At 40.1% G+C, this 14,325-nt stretch carries 16 protein-coding genes; 6 read left to right on the top strand and 10 right to left on the bottom strand.

Translation table 11 applies throughout. From position 1 onward, the window contains the following. Positions 1-265 precede the first annotated feature (265 nt). On the bottom strand, positions 266-1,228 hold the full coding sequence (locus E4661_RS13030) for a WD40 repeat domain-containing protein (RefSeq protein ID WP_136467884.1): 963 nt from the start codon (positions 1,226-1,228) through the stop codon (positions 266-268). Positions 1,229-1,232: 4 nt separating this feature from the next. Beyond that, complete coding sequence (locus E4661_RS13025) at positions 1,233-1,817, bottom strand: YceI family protein (RefSeq protein ID WP_136467883.1); 585 nt, start codon at positions 1,815-1,817, stop codon at positions 1,233-1,235. A gap of 106 nt (positions 1,818-1,923) precedes the next feature. On the opposite strand from E4661_RS13025, the gene E4661_RS13020 reads away from it, so the two are divergent. Genes E4661_RS13020 through E4661_RS13010 form a run of 3 tightly spaced genes read left to right on the top strand, consistent with a single transcriptional unit; the run spans position 1,924 to position 4,433 of the window. Continuing rightward, the gene (locus tag E4661_RS13020) at positions 1,924-2,862 is read left to right on the top strand and encodes a winged helix-turn-helix domain-containing protein (RefSeq protein ID WP_136467882.1); all 939 of its coding nucleotides are present in this window, start codon (positions 1,924-1,926) and stop codon (positions 2,860-2,862) included. Next, a complete protein-coding gene (locus tag E4661_RS13015) occupies positions 2,816-3,301 on the top strand; it encodes a very short patch repair endonuclease (RefSeq protein ID WP_136467881.1) in 486 nt (161 codons plus the stop codon). The genes E4661_RS13020 and E4661_RS13015 overlap by 47 nt, the downstream gene beginning before the upstream one ends. Further along, entirely contained in the window at positions 3,288-4,433 is a 1,146-nt protein-coding gene (locus E4661_RS13010; RefSeq protein WP_136467880.1) for a methionine aminotransferase, read from the top strand. The genes E4661_RS13015 and E4661_RS13010 overlap by 14 nt, the downstream gene beginning before the upstream one ends. 2 nt (positions 4,434-4,435) lie before the next feature. Here E4661_RS13010 and E4661_RS13005 read toward each other — a convergent pair whose 3' ends face one another. Beyond that, on the bottom strand, positions 4,436-5,134 hold the full coding sequence (locus E4661_RS13005; protein ID WP_136467879.1) for an XRE family transcriptional regulator: 699 nt from the start codon (positions 5,132-5,134) through the stop codon (positions 4,436-4,438). 146 nt (positions 5,135-5,280) lie between these two features. On the opposite strand from E4661_RS13005, the gene E4661_RS13000 reads away from it, so the two are divergent. Continuing rightward, entirely contained in the window at positions 5,281-5,610 is a 330-nt protein-coding gene (locus E4661_RS13000) for a hypothetical protein (protein ID WP_136467878.1), read from the top strand. Here E4661_RS13000 and E4661_RS12995 read toward each other — a convergent pair. The 3 genes from E4661_RS12995 to E4661_RS12985 all read right to left on the bottom strand — a co-directional run bounded on the left by E4661_RS12995 (position 5,590) and on the right by E4661_RS12985 (position 7,984). Then, a complete protein-coding gene (locus E4661_RS12995) occupies positions 5,590-6,105 on the bottom strand; it encodes a GNAT family N-acetyltransferase (RefSeq protein WP_136467877.1) in 516 nt (171 codons plus the stop codon). The genes E4661_RS13000 and E4661_RS12995 overlap by 21 nt on opposite strands. Before the next feature lie 384 nt (positions 6,106-6,489). Beyond that, on the bottom strand, positions 6,490-7,236 hold the full coding sequence (locus tag E4661_RS12990; RefSeq protein ID WP_136467876.1) for a hypothetical protein: 747 nt from the start codon (positions 7,234-7,236) through the stop codon (positions 6,490-6,492). A gap of 253 nt (positions 7,237-7,489) precedes the next feature. Then, positions 7,490-7,984, bottom strand: a complete 495-nt coding sequence (locus tag E4661_RS12985; RefSeq protein ID WP_136467875.1) for a hypothetical protein — start codon at positions 7,982-7,984, stop codon at positions 7,490-7,492. Positions 7,985-8,330: 346 nt separating this feature from the next. Between E4661_RS12985 and E4661_RS12980 the strand changes: the two genes are divergently transcribed. Further along, on the top strand, positions 8,331-8,684 hold the full coding sequence (locus E4661_RS12980) for a hypothetical protein (protein WP_136467874.1): 354 nt from the start codon (positions 8,331-8,333) through the stop codon (positions 8,682-8,684). Between the two features lie 195 nt (positions 8,685-8,879). Here E4661_RS12980 and E4661_RS12975 read toward each other — a convergent pair whose 3' ends face one another. Then, positions 8,880-11,432: an ABC transporter permease gene (locus tag E4661_RS12975; RefSeq protein WP_240751476.1), complete on the bottom strand. Its 2,553-nt coding sequence runs from the start codon at positions 11,430-11,432 to the stop codon at positions 8,880-8,882. Continuing rightward, positions 11,432-12,121, bottom strand: a complete 690-nt coding sequence (locus tag E4661_RS12970; protein WP_136467873.1) for an ABC transporter ATP-binding protein — start codon at positions 12,119-12,121, stop codon at positions 11,432-11,434. The genes E4661_RS12975 and E4661_RS12970 overlap by 1 nt, the downstream gene beginning before the upstream one ends. Before the next feature lie 70 nt (positions 12,122-12,191). Here E4661_RS12970 and E4661_RS12965 point away from each other — a divergent pair, with 70 nt between their 5' ends. Continuing rightward, positions 12,192-12,878, top strand: coding sequence for an arylesterase (locus tag E4661_RS12965; RefSeq protein WP_136467896.1), 687 nt, complete (start codon positions 12,192-12,194; stop codon positions 12,876-12,878). 62 nt (positions 12,879-12,940) lie between these two features. Here E4661_RS12965 and E4661_RS12960 read toward each other — a convergent pair whose 3' ends face one another. Both E4661_RS12960 and E4661_RS12955 read right to left on the bottom strand, forming a co-directional pair. Next, positions 12,941-13,594, bottom strand: a complete 654-nt coding sequence (locus E4661_RS12960; protein ID WP_136467872.1) for a CoA transferase subunit B — start codon at positions 13,592-13,594, stop codon at positions 12,941-12,943. Between the two features lie 2 nt (positions 13,595-13,596). Then, on the bottom strand, positions 13,597-14,298 hold the full coding sequence (locus E4661_RS12955) for a CoA transferase subunit A (RefSeq protein ID WP_136467871.1): 702 nt from the start codon (positions 14,296-14,298) through the stop codon (positions 13,597-13,599). Positions 14,299-14,325: the final 27 nt, after the last annotated feature.

The following is a 14,325-nucleotide window of genomic DNA, read 5'->3' as shown; positions in this document are numbered from 1 at the left end:
CAATTTTTTTCATTTTGGTAAGATTTAATCGGTTAACGGCCACCAAAGTAGGATAATGATCAATGGTTTTGGCCTGCCAATTGACGGATGCCCTGTTTGGATTGACGGATGGGCCTTCTTCGCCAAAATTGCTTGGACATGACGGCTGAAAGGTTTCGGATAAGGAGGGAAGGTTTGTGACAGTGGGTACTCATAAAAATATAGAATGCTTTCAAAAAAGCTATTGAAATAGACCGAACAGATTTGGTAATCAAACGGATAGCTTTTATTCTTCAATGGTTCTTAGCGAAATTGCATTTTCATCCCATAAAACCATTTTACCTTCACTGCTTGAGGTCACTATAAACTTACCGTCCGGACTCCAATCCACTCCCCATAGGTAATCTTCGGTTGATTTTGATTCTGCAATGAGTTTTCCTTCTTTGGACCATATGCGCAAAGCGTCACTGGCGCTTGCTAATTTTTCCCTATTTGGGTTCCATCTAATGTTCCGATACTCGACATTCCTAAGTGCTGCTTCAAAAAGTTTTCCCCCTTCTATGTTCCAGAACTGGATAAGTTTGTCCTTGTCGTTTACTTTATTCTTGAGTGCCCCATAGTCTCCAATCGCAAAAAAATCACCCGATTTATGCCATTCCACACAGAGCAATAGCGTTTCTTCCGTTCTGGATTTGAACGAATTGATAGTATCTCCATGCTGAGAATAGATTCCTATCTGGTCCCCCACTGTGACCATGATATTTTTGGTCGGATGCCAATCCAATCCTGCAACACCCTTGGGATCGGCCTTAAATCTGCTAACGCGAGCTCCATCCATAGTATAAACAGATACCGCTTTTTCAAGTTCAGATACCGCAAGGAGTTCCCCTGTGTGATTCCAATCCAAAGCTCGAAAACTAGACTCTAAATCCTGTAGATCTATCCACTCATTTTTTTCAAGGTTCAATAGTTTGGCCTTAAAGGTTCTGCCTTGGGTTATTACCGCAAGAATGTTCTTTGTAGGATGCCATTTGACCCTGCTCAATTGAACGTCTTTGACCGGAAAGGTGTTTATGAGTTCAAAGGTCTTGGTGTCAAAAATCTTTAGTTCATCTTGGTTTCCTCCTGTAGCAATGTACTTGCCATTAGGGTTCCAAGCTACGGTCCAAAGCGTTTTTTTATTCTCATCCTGACCTGAAGTACAGGAAATCAAAATACTGACTAAAATGATAGAAAGGTACTTTTTCATGTACTCAACATAGAGATCGAAAAACGATAATTACCTCAAGTTCAATAGCATCAGAAATAATCCCCTCCTTGACACTTCCAACGATTCCCTTGGATTCGTAACTGATGCCCCATCGCGTTCTATCAATTATAAATTTTGATTTAAGCAAGGCCCCATTGGGTCCTTTTTCCATGGTAGAACTAAATTTTATGGGTCTGGAAATTCCTTTTATGGTTAACAAAGCTTCAATTTCCATCTGCCCATTGTCATCTGGTTTTACTTGATGAATCTCCAATTTAGCCTCTGGATGTTTTTCAACATCAAAAAAATCTTTGTTCTTAAGGTGGGAGACTAGCATTTCATTGTATTTGCCATCAGTATTCATGATGCTGTTCATATCCACAACAAATTTTCCTCCAGATATGGCCGGCCCGTTCATGGAAATTTCCCCACTCAAAAAGTTAACGGTTCCATAATGTTGGTTAAATTTAAAAAGGTTGGAGCCCTTCCACTTGATTACACTTCTTGATGTGTCAATTTTTATGTTACCTTGTCCTTGCGCTATTGAAATAGTGCTGATGCTTACCAATAAGATGATGATTTTTTTCATTGTTATGTTTTTGGACAAATCTAGACTCAGGCTGCTTCCGAGTCGTGAATAAAATGTAAATGAAGTGCAAAAAATTGCAATTTTTCGGATTCTGAATTCTATACGAATGAAAACAGTTACTTATATAGTTTGTGCTCTTTTTTTGTTGGTGCTTTCCTTTATAATAAGTGGTTATTCAACAAATACGGAAAAAGAGACTTTTTCAAGTTTGGTCAAAATTGCATTAAGAAATACCGGAAATTCATTGTTATTGCAAAGCAAAGATTCCACCTCTTTGGTGTTGCCGGTAACCGAAATAGAGAAGAGTAATTTCCAGTTATCTTTTCAAACTGAACTTTCTATAGCTCCTGATAGCTTGGTAAAGGCAATTGACAAAAACTTTAACGCTTTGGACCTTCCCAATGATTATCTTGTTGAGGTCATTAATTGCAACAACCAAGAAGTGTCTTACAGTTATTCCGTGTCCAATGACGAGGAAAAAAACATTGTTCCGTGCTTAGGGCGAAATCTACCTTTACATTGTTACACTATAACCGTATCCTTTAAGAATAGCGTCTCATTAATGGGACTGAGTTTGGGCACCTCATGGTATGTACTGACTCTTTTGGGCATGATGGGGATAGCGTTGCTTTATTGGACCAAAAAGAAGCAAGAAACCAAAATGCCTAGTACGCTATCTTTTGAGACAATTGGGGATTATAAATTTTATAAAGACCAAAATGAATTGGTAAAAAATGACCTGAGTATTAAACTTACTTCCAAAGAATCAGAGTTGCTCCAAATATTGTGCAACAATCAAAACAAGGTAGTAAAACGGGATTTTCTTTTGAAGGAAATTTGGGAAGATAAGGGCGTTTTTGTTGGTCGAAGCTTGGACACTTTTATTTCAAAGCTTAGGAAAAAGTTCAAGGATGACAATCGTATAAATATTATCAATATCCATGGGGTCGGATATAAGCTAGAAATTATAAAAAAGGCCCCGAAAAAAAACCTCAACTATGCCAAAAAAATACCCAGAAGAACGAATCAAAGTCCCCCGATTTAATGAAGAATCCGGATTTCATACCACCCCAGAGCGATCTAAGATTATGGGTAAGATTCGTGGGAAAAACACCAAACCTGAACTTGCATTTCGAAAAGCCCTTTGGGCTGCCGGCTATCGATATCGCATCGATTATAAAAAACTCATTGGTAAACCAGACATTGTACTAAAAAAACACAAAACCGTGATTTTTATTGATGGTGAATTCTGGCATGGGTATAATTGGGAAGAACGCAAACAAAGAATCAAGACCAATCGCGAATTCTGGATTCCGAAAATTGAACGAAATATCCAACGCGATCAAGAAGTCAATGCTGCATTGGACGCATTGGGCTATACGGTATTCCGGTTTTGGGAAAGTGAGGTAAAAGAGCATCTTGATGATTGCCTTCAAAAAGTATTTGAATCATTAAAAAGGCATTCCGTTGATGAATATAATTGAATCCAAGTTGCCTAATGTAGGCACTACCATATTTACTACTATTGGAGCATTGGCTAGGCAACATGATGCTATAGATCTATCTCAGGGGTTTCCTAATTTTGACCCTAACCCTGACCTTTTAAAACTGGTGGGCGAGGCCTACAAGGAAGGATACAACCAATATGCGCCTATGCCCGGTGTGTTTTCCCTTAGGGAAATGATCTCGCAAAAGATTGAGACCTTATACGGGACGCATTACCATCCCGAATCAGAAATAATCATTACTTCTGGGGCCACCCAAGCCATTTTTACCACTGTTTCAGCCTTTGTGCAAAAGGGTGATGAAGTAATTGTGCTAAAACCAGCTTATGACAGTTATGAGCCTTCCATTGAGCTTTACGGAGGAAAAGTAATCCCCGTAGAGCTTGAGGGAAATAATTTTAAAATGAATTGGGATGTTTTTAAAGCCGCAATCTCATCAAAAACCAGAATGGTGGTCATTAACACTCCACATAACCCAACGGGTACGATTTGGTCAGCAGATGATATGCTCCGTCTTCAGGAAATCTTGAGAGGAACAGATATTATTTTATTAAGTGATGAAGTATATGAGCACATTGTTTTTGATGGCAAAGGGCATGAGAGCGTAGCGAAATATTCTGATTTGGCCTCAAGAAGTATGATCTGCTCTTCCTTTGGCAAGACCTTTCATGCCACCGGTTGGAAAATGGGATATTGTGCCGGGCCAGAGCATTTAATGAAAGAATTCCGAAAGGTACACCAGTTCAATATATTTTCTGTGAGTCATGCCCTTCAAATGGCCTTGGCCCAATACTTAAAGGAACCCAAACATTACTTGGAGCTGAATGCCTTCTATCAAAAAAAACGAGATTACTTTTTGGATGCGATTAAGGACTCCAGGTTCCAAATGATCCCTTCATCGGGAACGTATTTTCAATTGTTGGAATATTCCAATATCACGGATGAAAACGATACGGTTTTCGCAGAACGATTGATCAAAGAACATCAACTGGCCAGCATTCCGGTTTCCGTTTTCTGTAATGAAGCTTATAATCAAAAGTTCCTTCGCTTTTGTTTTGCAAAGACCAATGATGTGCTGGACAGGGCTGCCGAGATTTTAAATAAAATCTAAGGTTAAAATTGTTTTTTGGCGATTCTAAAAACCTCCAACACGTCCTCCATAGCCACATCGAAATCTTGATATTCAGGAGAGGTATTTAAATTTTGGCACCGAAGGGTCTTTTTTAAGGTATCAAAATCAATGATTTTTTTGCAAATAATCCTGTCGGTACAAACCAGAACATAAGGTTTACCGACCATCACATTGTTTTCTTTGGTAAAGCTTTCCTTTTTTATTTTAATTCCCAATACAATGGCTTTGTTGGGAATGGCATCAATGCTCCCATCGTTCATGGAGTCTCCGGAAACTTCAAATGCCTTATGTGGGTCTTCATCTAAAAAGTCGATAACAAAAGCTGTCTTAAATGGACTGTTGCCCAATCGGCTTTCAGCTAAACTTTCGATATATTTCTCTTGCCGCTCAATGAGGATCAAGGGCACCCGAACAAAATGTTTGGTATCATCCAAAGGGTAGAAGGTACAACCGTTTCTTATAAAGGTTTTCTTTTCCGTATATGGTTCATTTTCCTCTTGCAGATATAATTCAGTCACACTTAAATCAAAGTAAGAGGCAATTTTAGATAGATTTTTGGATGGAATGCTGGCGCCTTGCTGTTCATAATTTTGAATGGTACGTAGACTAACCCCCACTGCTTCGGCCAAAAGCGTCTGACTGATACCCATATTTTTTCTTAACTGCTTAATCGTTCGCATGCTTTTCTTAGATATATGTAATTATTTTCGTATTTTTGATTTGCGCAGCAAGACTATTTATATCTGTAATTGGGTTACAGACCAAATATAGAAAATAGGATTCGACCTCAAGAGATAAATTCACGAACACCTAAAAAATCTTCAGTATGGGGTCAATCAAAAATTTCGGTCTAGTAGTCAACAGTGAGAACATGTTTTCCAAAGAAGAACATGGCAAACCAATTAGTGAAGAACTATCTAAAATCTTACGTAGAAATGTTACCAAGGACGATTATGCCAATATCGCTTTGCGGAGCAATGTGAGTTTTTCCACCATTAGAGATGTAGTTTACAGAACCAACAGCTTGACCAAGACCAATGCCCAAGCTATTTCACTTTTGGTTCATGCCGCTTATGAAAATTCTATTGCTTTTCGGCTCCAGGCCGAGGGTGACACGCTTTTTTTGGACAACCTGCTAAAGATCAGACCGCATTAACCAGTCGGTCTGCTTGTCTTTTCCTATGTAGTAAGGGTGTGCGCCAAATTTGGTAAAGCCATGTTTTTGATAAAACCGAATGGCTGCTTCGTTTTTTTCCCATACCCCAAGCCAAATAAAGTCTACTCGCTGTTTTAGGGCCAGTTGTCTTATTTGCTCAAGGATCCAACGACCGATTCCCTTTCCCTGATAGGGTTGAAGAACATATATACGCTCCAATTCCAGGGATTTATCATCTTTAATATCGGATTGGGCTTCTCCCCTGTTCAATTTTATGTACCCGATGGTTTCCTCATTATGCTTCACAAAATAGAACCAAGAGTTTGGGTTTTGAATCTCAGCACTCAGTTTGTGGTTGTTAAACGCTGAGGTTACGTAGTCACTAAAGTCCCTGGGGTCATTGTGTTTTTCAAAGGCTGCCGCAAAGGTCTCCAAGGATATTTTGACGAGCAAATCCAAGTCGGAAAGGGTACATTGCTGTAGGTATAATTCCATGGTCAAATTTAACCACAGAAAATCAAGGCAAAAAAAAAAGAGCCAAACTTTCGTCAGCTCTTTCTTAAGTTAGGTTTTATAGGTTTAAAGCATAAAAAGCTTTTTGATCAAAAGTATAAATCCTGTAAAAAAGTCGTTTCTGTACACTTGGACTGTTTCGTCCATAGAAGCGCGGTTTAATCTGGGTGCCATGGTGTTGATTTTAATGGTGTTAATTTGGGAAAAAATTCAATAATATCAAAACTAAAAACAACTATTTACACCAAAAAATGTTTGTTGTGTAACTATTATTTTTTGTTGTAAGAAAAGGACTTAAACAAGTGAGTGCGAAAATTGATTAAAACGATAATTATGTAAACCTATCTTCTAATCTTTCTATTCATTTTACTTTCCTGAATAGCTGTTTAAGGAACGAAATCTTCTAGTGAAATCTTTTAGATGGGTATCCCAGTTTTTGTGCTTTTTTAAATCTCTCCACACTTTTGAGCTGTATGATGCCCCGTTGTTGATTACAAAATCTCCGTTAGGATGTATCAACAAGGTCCAATTGCGATTGTTATCACTTTTATTGTAAAACAGCTTTCTTAAAAGACTGTGATGGTCCTGATGCCATTTTACCTTGTCGATTTGTATAGGATGGCCTGCGTTAAAATTGAAAAAATGGTATATGCCAATTTTTTTTGTAGAGCCACTTTGTTCGCAATTACGGTGTCCATTAACAAAAGTCTTATGCGATACAATATGTCTATGTTTCCCATTCTTAAAATAGACTATGGAATCTTTTTCAGGAAAACTATCTATTGAAGGTAAGGTGTCTTTGTAATGTACAAATATGGTTTTAGAGGTATCGACACCGTTTCGGTGTTTTAACAAGGCAAATAGTTGGTTTTTGTCTGTGGCGTCTAAATGACCCATATAGTACTTTAGAAATACCCGTTTAAAGATGATTGTATCCAAATCATATTGAAGGGCATAATAAAGTTTGGAATTGCTCTTTCTGTCAAACTCGTACTTTGATATTTTTTGATAACCCTCATCAAGATACACTATGTCTTTTGATTGGGAACTTGCTGTCGTAAGGCAAAAGGTAGAAACAATTAAAATGAGTACTCTTCCTAACTTCAAGGACATTGTATTAAAGTATTGAGGTCAGAAATATACTATTTATTAGGGAATGACTACATCTTTTGAGCTGTCTTTCCTTTCTTTTGGCACTTGAAATGCGGAAACCCCAACTTTAGCATATAATTAAACTACCCAAAGCTGTATACTGAAATTGGATACAAAGAGCTGGAACAGATTCGAACACTTCAATTTCTTTTCGGTTTTCGAAAACAAAAATTAAGCTCCGGTCTGGAAAATTTTTACGGCGATGCGTCGTTATTTAGCTTCTTTGCAATCTCAAAACTACAAAAGCTTCATCTTCATTACCGTCTCCATCAACATCATATTCAACCGGTCCTGTGATTGTGAAAATACCATTATTTAGTGACCCCTGAATAGTTTCGGGGTCGTTTAGGGCATCATCATATCGAACAGTGAATAGTCCTTCGCAGAAAGCCAAATCTCCTGTTGTGGATTCGCTAGCGGATCCATTTTCAGTAATTACCAGAGTAAATCCGCCATTAGTCTGGACATTGAGCGTAACCGTTCCACCGTCTGCAACCACATCAATTTGTTCTGAAGTTCCAGGAATATCAAAGTTGGCCTGTGTTGCTGTCCAGTTTCCGGCTATATCAGATATTGAAAAATTAGATCCCGTAAGTGAACAGTCGGAAAAATCTATCCCGTCTTCTTCACTTTCATCGCTCTCACAGGATAAAACGAAGAGGCTTAGTATCACCAGCACAGAGGCCAGAAAAACTTTCTTAATCATCATATGTTTAAAAGTAAGATTAACTATTTCCAAATCCAGCAGCGCTAATGTTCTTTTGGGATGAAATCTAACCTGCAGGCAAAAAACACCTAAATTGGTAACTTCACGTTTTGATAAAAGATACAAAAAAATGACGCAACTGCCTGCTATTTAACAGTTTAAGAGATGTTTTAATTTTAGCAAAACAGCTCACGGTTTTTTTGTAAAAGTTCAAGTAGACCATGATAGAGCAAATACTTGATTTAATTACAGAGTTCATTAAGGGAAATACTAGGTTAGCAATAATACTTGCTATCTTAATGATTGTTATAATTGTCGGTGTTTCAATTTATGTTAACGTTCAATAAAAATGATGACCGAAGGCGATTTTAAAGAAATAGTAACTAGTATAAGGAAATCAGATGTTTATGAAAATCATTCCAACTGGGAAGCTCGTGGTTTAAACCCTTCAGATAAATCAATAATAGAAATCCTAAGGAGTTCCACAATTGGTTTTCTTCAAAAACTGGAGGAAATCAACGAATCTTCTGAATCAAGTGATGTTAAACTAGTTATGATATCTGACATGGTAGATGAACTTCCGTGGTTTGAACTAGATACTGAAGAAAAAGAATTTCTAGCTGATGTTTTGGCTCCAGCAATCAAAGCAGCAGGGTTTACCCATGGGCCATCTTTTAAAAACCCTCAAATTAAGTTTACTTAAAAGTAATCATTCAGAAACCGCAGGACCAATAAGGGTCAAGCTTTTATGATAGAAGGTGGAATTCTCTTTAAAACCGATTTCAGCCCAAAAAGACTTCAGTTTTATAAATCTATCTTCTTCATCCTTGCTTTACTAAAATAAATGAATCTGTTTTTGGGCAGAACATCAAAAATTGGCGCCCACAGTTTCGCAATATCAGCCCCCTTCTTTCCGAAGCACCTCCAAAGGAGGGTTCCGAAGTACACTTTTACTATTTAACATCCCGATGAGAAGCACAAGAATTACAATGCTCGGTAGGACCACCAAAAAGGGAATCGTAGATGGCACAAAACTGACCTCGAAAACGAACTGCGCCAATAAAAGACTACCCAATAGGGATAACACAATACCGATTCCTCCTCCCAAAAGACCCAAATAAAAATATTCAAGGGCCGTAATGCGAAGAATCTGTTTGCTTTTTGCCCCTAAAGTACGCAACAGCACATTTTCCTTTATCCTTTGATATTTGCTGGTTCGGACCGAGCCTATAAGTACAATGATTCCTGTAAGGATACTAAAAAACGCCATAAAGTTGATGACCCATGCAATTTTGCTTAGAATACCTTCAATAACGGTAAGTATTTGTCGTAAATCGATAATGGATACCGTAGGGAATTTTCGAACCAGCTCCCGTTGTAACGAGGCTGATTTGATCGCATCGGGTGCTTTAGTCGTCAACACATGAAACTGCGGGGCCTCCTCCAAGACTCCCGAAGGGAAAAGAATATTAAAGTTGATTTGCATTCGTGCCCAATCCAAAGCTCGAAGATGGGCCACTTGGGTTTCCATTAACACCCCTTGTACATTAAACACCAAGGTGTCTCCCAATTTCACCTGTGCATCGGCGGCCACATTCTCCGATATTGAAATGGGAATGATTCCATTTTCTTTTCGTTCAAGGGGCCAAGTACCCTCTATGGTTCGTTCTGATGCCACTAAAGAATCTCGATACGTCACTCGAAATTCATGAAACAAAACCCATCGATTTTGCGTCGCTGTGGAATCTAGAATAAGCTCCCGAACAGGGCGGTCTTTAATTTGATGCACCCGCATGGTTATAATGGGGATATTATTGAGAACGTCTAGCCCCGACGCTTCAATGCTATGGGCAGCTGCAAGTTTTTCTTCGGTTTGGACATCCATCAAAATTAGGTTTGGGGTATCCTCCGAAGCTTCCAAAGAAACCTGAGCCAAAAGAATGTCTTTAGTAAAATAAAGTGTGCTGATTAAAAAGGTGCCTACACCAATGGCCAATATCAGTACCGATGTTTGATTATTGGGACGGTACAGGTTCAAAAGACTTTGCCTTGAGGTAAAGCCCCAAGAAGTTGGAAAATATCTCTTGATGGCCCGCATGAAAAGTGTGGCAGCTCCTCCTAATAAAGCAAAAACGACCAAGACGCCAAGCACAAAATACAGGGCGTATCGAATACTCTCCAACAACCAAAAAGAGAACGAAAAAACAAACAGAACAATCCCCAACACTACCCATAATTGTAATTTTCGTGATTTTTGATTCCCGCTATCCTCAATCCGCAGCACTTGAAGCGGTGAAACAAACCAGGTATTCAACAATGGCATTAAGGCGAATAATACGGCCAATAATACCCCCAGTATCAGCCCTGAAAAAATTGCGTTGGGCACAAGGGATACTTGAACATCAAACGGTAAAAAACCTTGCAGCAGCAACGGAAAGGATTGCTGCAAGAGCAAACCACCCAATATACCGAGCACACCGCCAACCAGTCCCATGCCAGCCACTTGTATTAGATAAATCAAAAAAGTCTGTTTACGGGTGGCACCAATACACTTTAATACAGCTACCGAGCGTAATTTTTCCCTTATATGAATATGCACCGAACTGGCAACTCCAACACACCCCAAAAGGAGCGCAATAAATGCCATCAGGTTTAAAAACTTTCCGAAATTATCATAGCTTCGACCGAGTTGCTCGGCGGTACTGATATGCGTATCTAGGTCCGCGTTTTCCACATCGAGTTGAGGGTCCACCTTTTCGTCCAACGCCTCCAAGTCTTGTTCAGGTTCTGCCACAAAATAAAAATCGTATTCTACACGACTGCCCATTTGAATTAACCCAGTGCCCTCGACTTCATCGTATGGAATTATTACCGGTGGAGCTATAGAAGCGCCTATTCCTGAAGTCCCAGGGGACGAAATCAAAGTGCCCAGAATCGGAAATACAGAATTTCCCAGTTTAATCGAGTCCCCTACTTTCAAACCGTATTGCAACATAAGGGTTCCGTCCACCAGTGCTCCGCCCGACTTTTGATAGTTTTGGGCTGCCGCTTCGGGTTTGGTTTCCAGTTCCCCATAAAACGGATATTCCCCTTCAATGCCGCGAACCCCGACCAATTTGGCATCCCCACTTTTTGGAAAAGCGGCCATTGACGGAAATCCCACCGAGCGCCCATCAGCTCCCCCAAGCGAATCTATAATGGCCATTACCCGTTCATTAGGTGGTTGGTTGCTGTCAATAACAAAATCCGCGCCCATCAAGGTCTTGGATTGCAAGGCAATGTTTTCTTCCAAATTATCACTAAAGGATTGGATGGATACCACAGCAGCGATACCTAAAATAATAGAGGCAGTAAATAGCAATAAACGACCTCCACTGGCCTTACTATCCCGCCAAGCCATTTTCAAAAGCCATTTCCATCCAGCTCTGGACTGTTTTTCAACGGAATGCATCAAGATTCAATCAAAATTTCGTTCGACACCACTTTTCCTCCTCGCAATCGCAATTGATGTTTACATTTTTGCGCCAGCTCCAAGTCGTGGGAGACAATGACCAAGGTAGTACCCGCCTCCTGATTCAGCTCAAATAATAGTTGTACTATCCGGTCGCCAGTGTCTTGGTCAAGGTTTCCAGTAGGTTCATCGGCAAACAAAATTGAAGGGCCATTTGAAAAAGCACGGGCCAAGGCCACACGCTGTTGCTCACCACCGGAAAGTTGTGATGGATAGTGATGAAGACGGTCACCCAGTCCAACCTTGCCCAACAGTTCCTTCCCAATTTTCATAGGATTATTTACTCCTTGAAGTTCCAATGGGACAACCACATTTTCAATAGCTGTAAGCGTAGGTAGCAACTGAAAATTCTGAAAAATAAAGCCTACATTTTCGTTGCGCAGTCGGGCACGCTCATCTTCGTTCAAACTGCTTATATCCGTACCTGATAATTCTACTGTGCCAGTATCAGGATAGTCCAATCCGGCACAGAGACCCAACAAAGTGGTTTTTCCACTACCGGAAGGTCCAATAATAGCGAAGGTCTCTCCTGTTTCAACGCTAAAATTGATATCATCTAACACTGTTAATTGTTTCGAGCCGCTTGTATAGGTTTTCCCTAGATGCTCGACGTTTAATATCTTTGACATGGTATTTACGCTTCCTTTTTTCTTAAACCAGAAAATTAGGTAAATGATTTTATTTCAAGACCTTTATCGTATGCATTGCCTCTTAAAGTTTCGTTATTTTTTTATTTTTTGTTTCCTGATTTCATGTCGTGACGCTCCGAAAACAACCCCGGAAGTATCTGATGGGAATACCAATGCGGAAAAGGTCGTTGAAGACGAAACCTCTGATAAGGTGATTTTGTTCTTCGGGGACAGTTTGACAGCTGGATATGGTTTGGAACTTGAACAAGCTTTTCCAGCACTCATTCAAGAGCATTTGGATTCATTGGGTCTTAAGTATACGGTAATCAATTCGGGACTTAGTGGAGAGACCACAGCTGGAGGGCGCAATCGTCTGAACTGGGTGCTGAATCAAAAGGTAGATGTGTTTGTGTTGGAATTGGGTGCCAACGATGGGCTTCGCGGTATTCCACTAATAGAAACCCGGAAAAACCTGCAAGCCATGATCAACGTGGTCAAAGAGAAGAACAAGGATGCCAAAATTATACTAGCCGGCATGCAAATTCCTCCCAATATGGGCCCGGAGTATACCTCGGAATTTCGTAAAATCTTTCCGGAACTGGCGGAAGAAAACCAAATTGCTTTGATCCCTTTTTTATTGGAGGGTGTTGCCGGTATTCCTGAACTGAATTTAGAAGATGGCATTCATCCCACTTCTGAAGGGCATCAAATTGTACGGGACAATGTTTGGGCGGTATTAAACACTATAATAGAATAGCTTGCTCTATTGAAAAACCCTATGTTTTTCACATACTTATTGCCCTTTGAGAGGTAGTTTAATTATACTTCCATCTCCGGAATATCCCCGTTGACCTCAAGTTTGCCTTCGGTGGCTTGAACAATTTCCTCGACCGAAACCCCGGGTGCTCTTTCCAAAAGTTTAAATCCATCTTCGGTGACTTCCAAAACAGCGAGATTGGTCACAATTTTCTTTACACAACCGACACCCGTTAAAGGTAGGGTGCATTTTTTGAGCAATTTAGACTTTCCTGCTTTATTGGTGTGCATCATGGCCACGATGATATTCTCTGCCGAAGCGACTAAATCCATGGCTCCTCCCATGCCCTTGACCATCTTACCAGGAATTTTCCAATTGGCAATATCTCCGTTTTCAGCAACTTCCATTGCTCCCAAAATAGTAAGGTCAACATGTTGGCCACGAATCATTCCGAAGCTTGTGGCCGAATCAAAAAATGAAGCTCCCGGTAAGGTTGTAATGGTTTGTTTTCCTGCGTTGATGATGTCGGCATCCTCTTCTCCTTCAAATGGGAAGGGTCCCATCCCAAGCACCCCATTTTCACTTTGGAATTCCACACTAATATCCTCACGGACAAAATTGGCCACCAGAGTAGGGATCCCAATACCCAAGTTTACGTAATACCCGTCTTTGACTTCCTTTGCAATTCGCTTTGCAATTCCGTTTTTATCCAACATACTTACGCTTTTTGCCTTACCGTTCGTTGCTCTATTCTTTTTTCGTATTTCTCCCCTTGGAAAATGCGTTGCACAAAGATTCCTGGGATATGGATATGGTTAGGATCCAAACTTCCCGCAGGAACCAGTTCTTCAACTTCTGCAACCGTAATTTTAGCCGCTCCGCACATGCAAGGATTAAAGTTTCTTGCGGTTCCTTTAAAAATCAAATTTCCAGCTTCATCACCCTTCCACGCTTTTACAAAAGAAAAGTCGGCTTTATATGCTGGTTCGAGCACGTACATCTTTCCATCGAATTCTCTGGTTTCTTTGCCTTCCGCAACCTCGGTTCCATAACCAGCTGGGGTATAAAATGCTGGAAAACCAGCTTGGGCTGCTCTACATTTTTCGGCAAGTGTCCCTTGTGGGGTCAGCTCAACTTCCAATTCACCACTGAGCATTTGGCGTTCAAATTCATCATTTTCACCCACATAAGAGGAAATCATTTTTTTAATCTGATGGTTTTGCAAAAGAAGCCCCAAACCAAAATCGTCCACTCCAGCATTGTTGGAAATGCAAGTAATGTCTTTGATGCCCAGTTTAACCAATTGGGCTATGGCATTTTCAGGGATGCCGCATAGGCCAAATCCACCCAGCATAAAGGTCATGCTATCCGCTACACCGTCCAGAGCTTTCTCGACATTCGGCACTGTTTTTTTGATCATGGAATTCACATTTATTTGGCCCTGAAA

The sequence above is a fragment of the Flagellimonas onchidii genome (assembly GCF_004804315.1).
Classification (GTDB): Bacteria; Bacteroidota; Bacteroidia; order Flavobacteriales; family Flavobacteriaceae; genus Flagellimonas; species Flagellimonas onchidii.
Note: the sequence above shows the minus strand (reverse complement) of the source record. Positions and strands in the feature narration are given on the sequence as shown.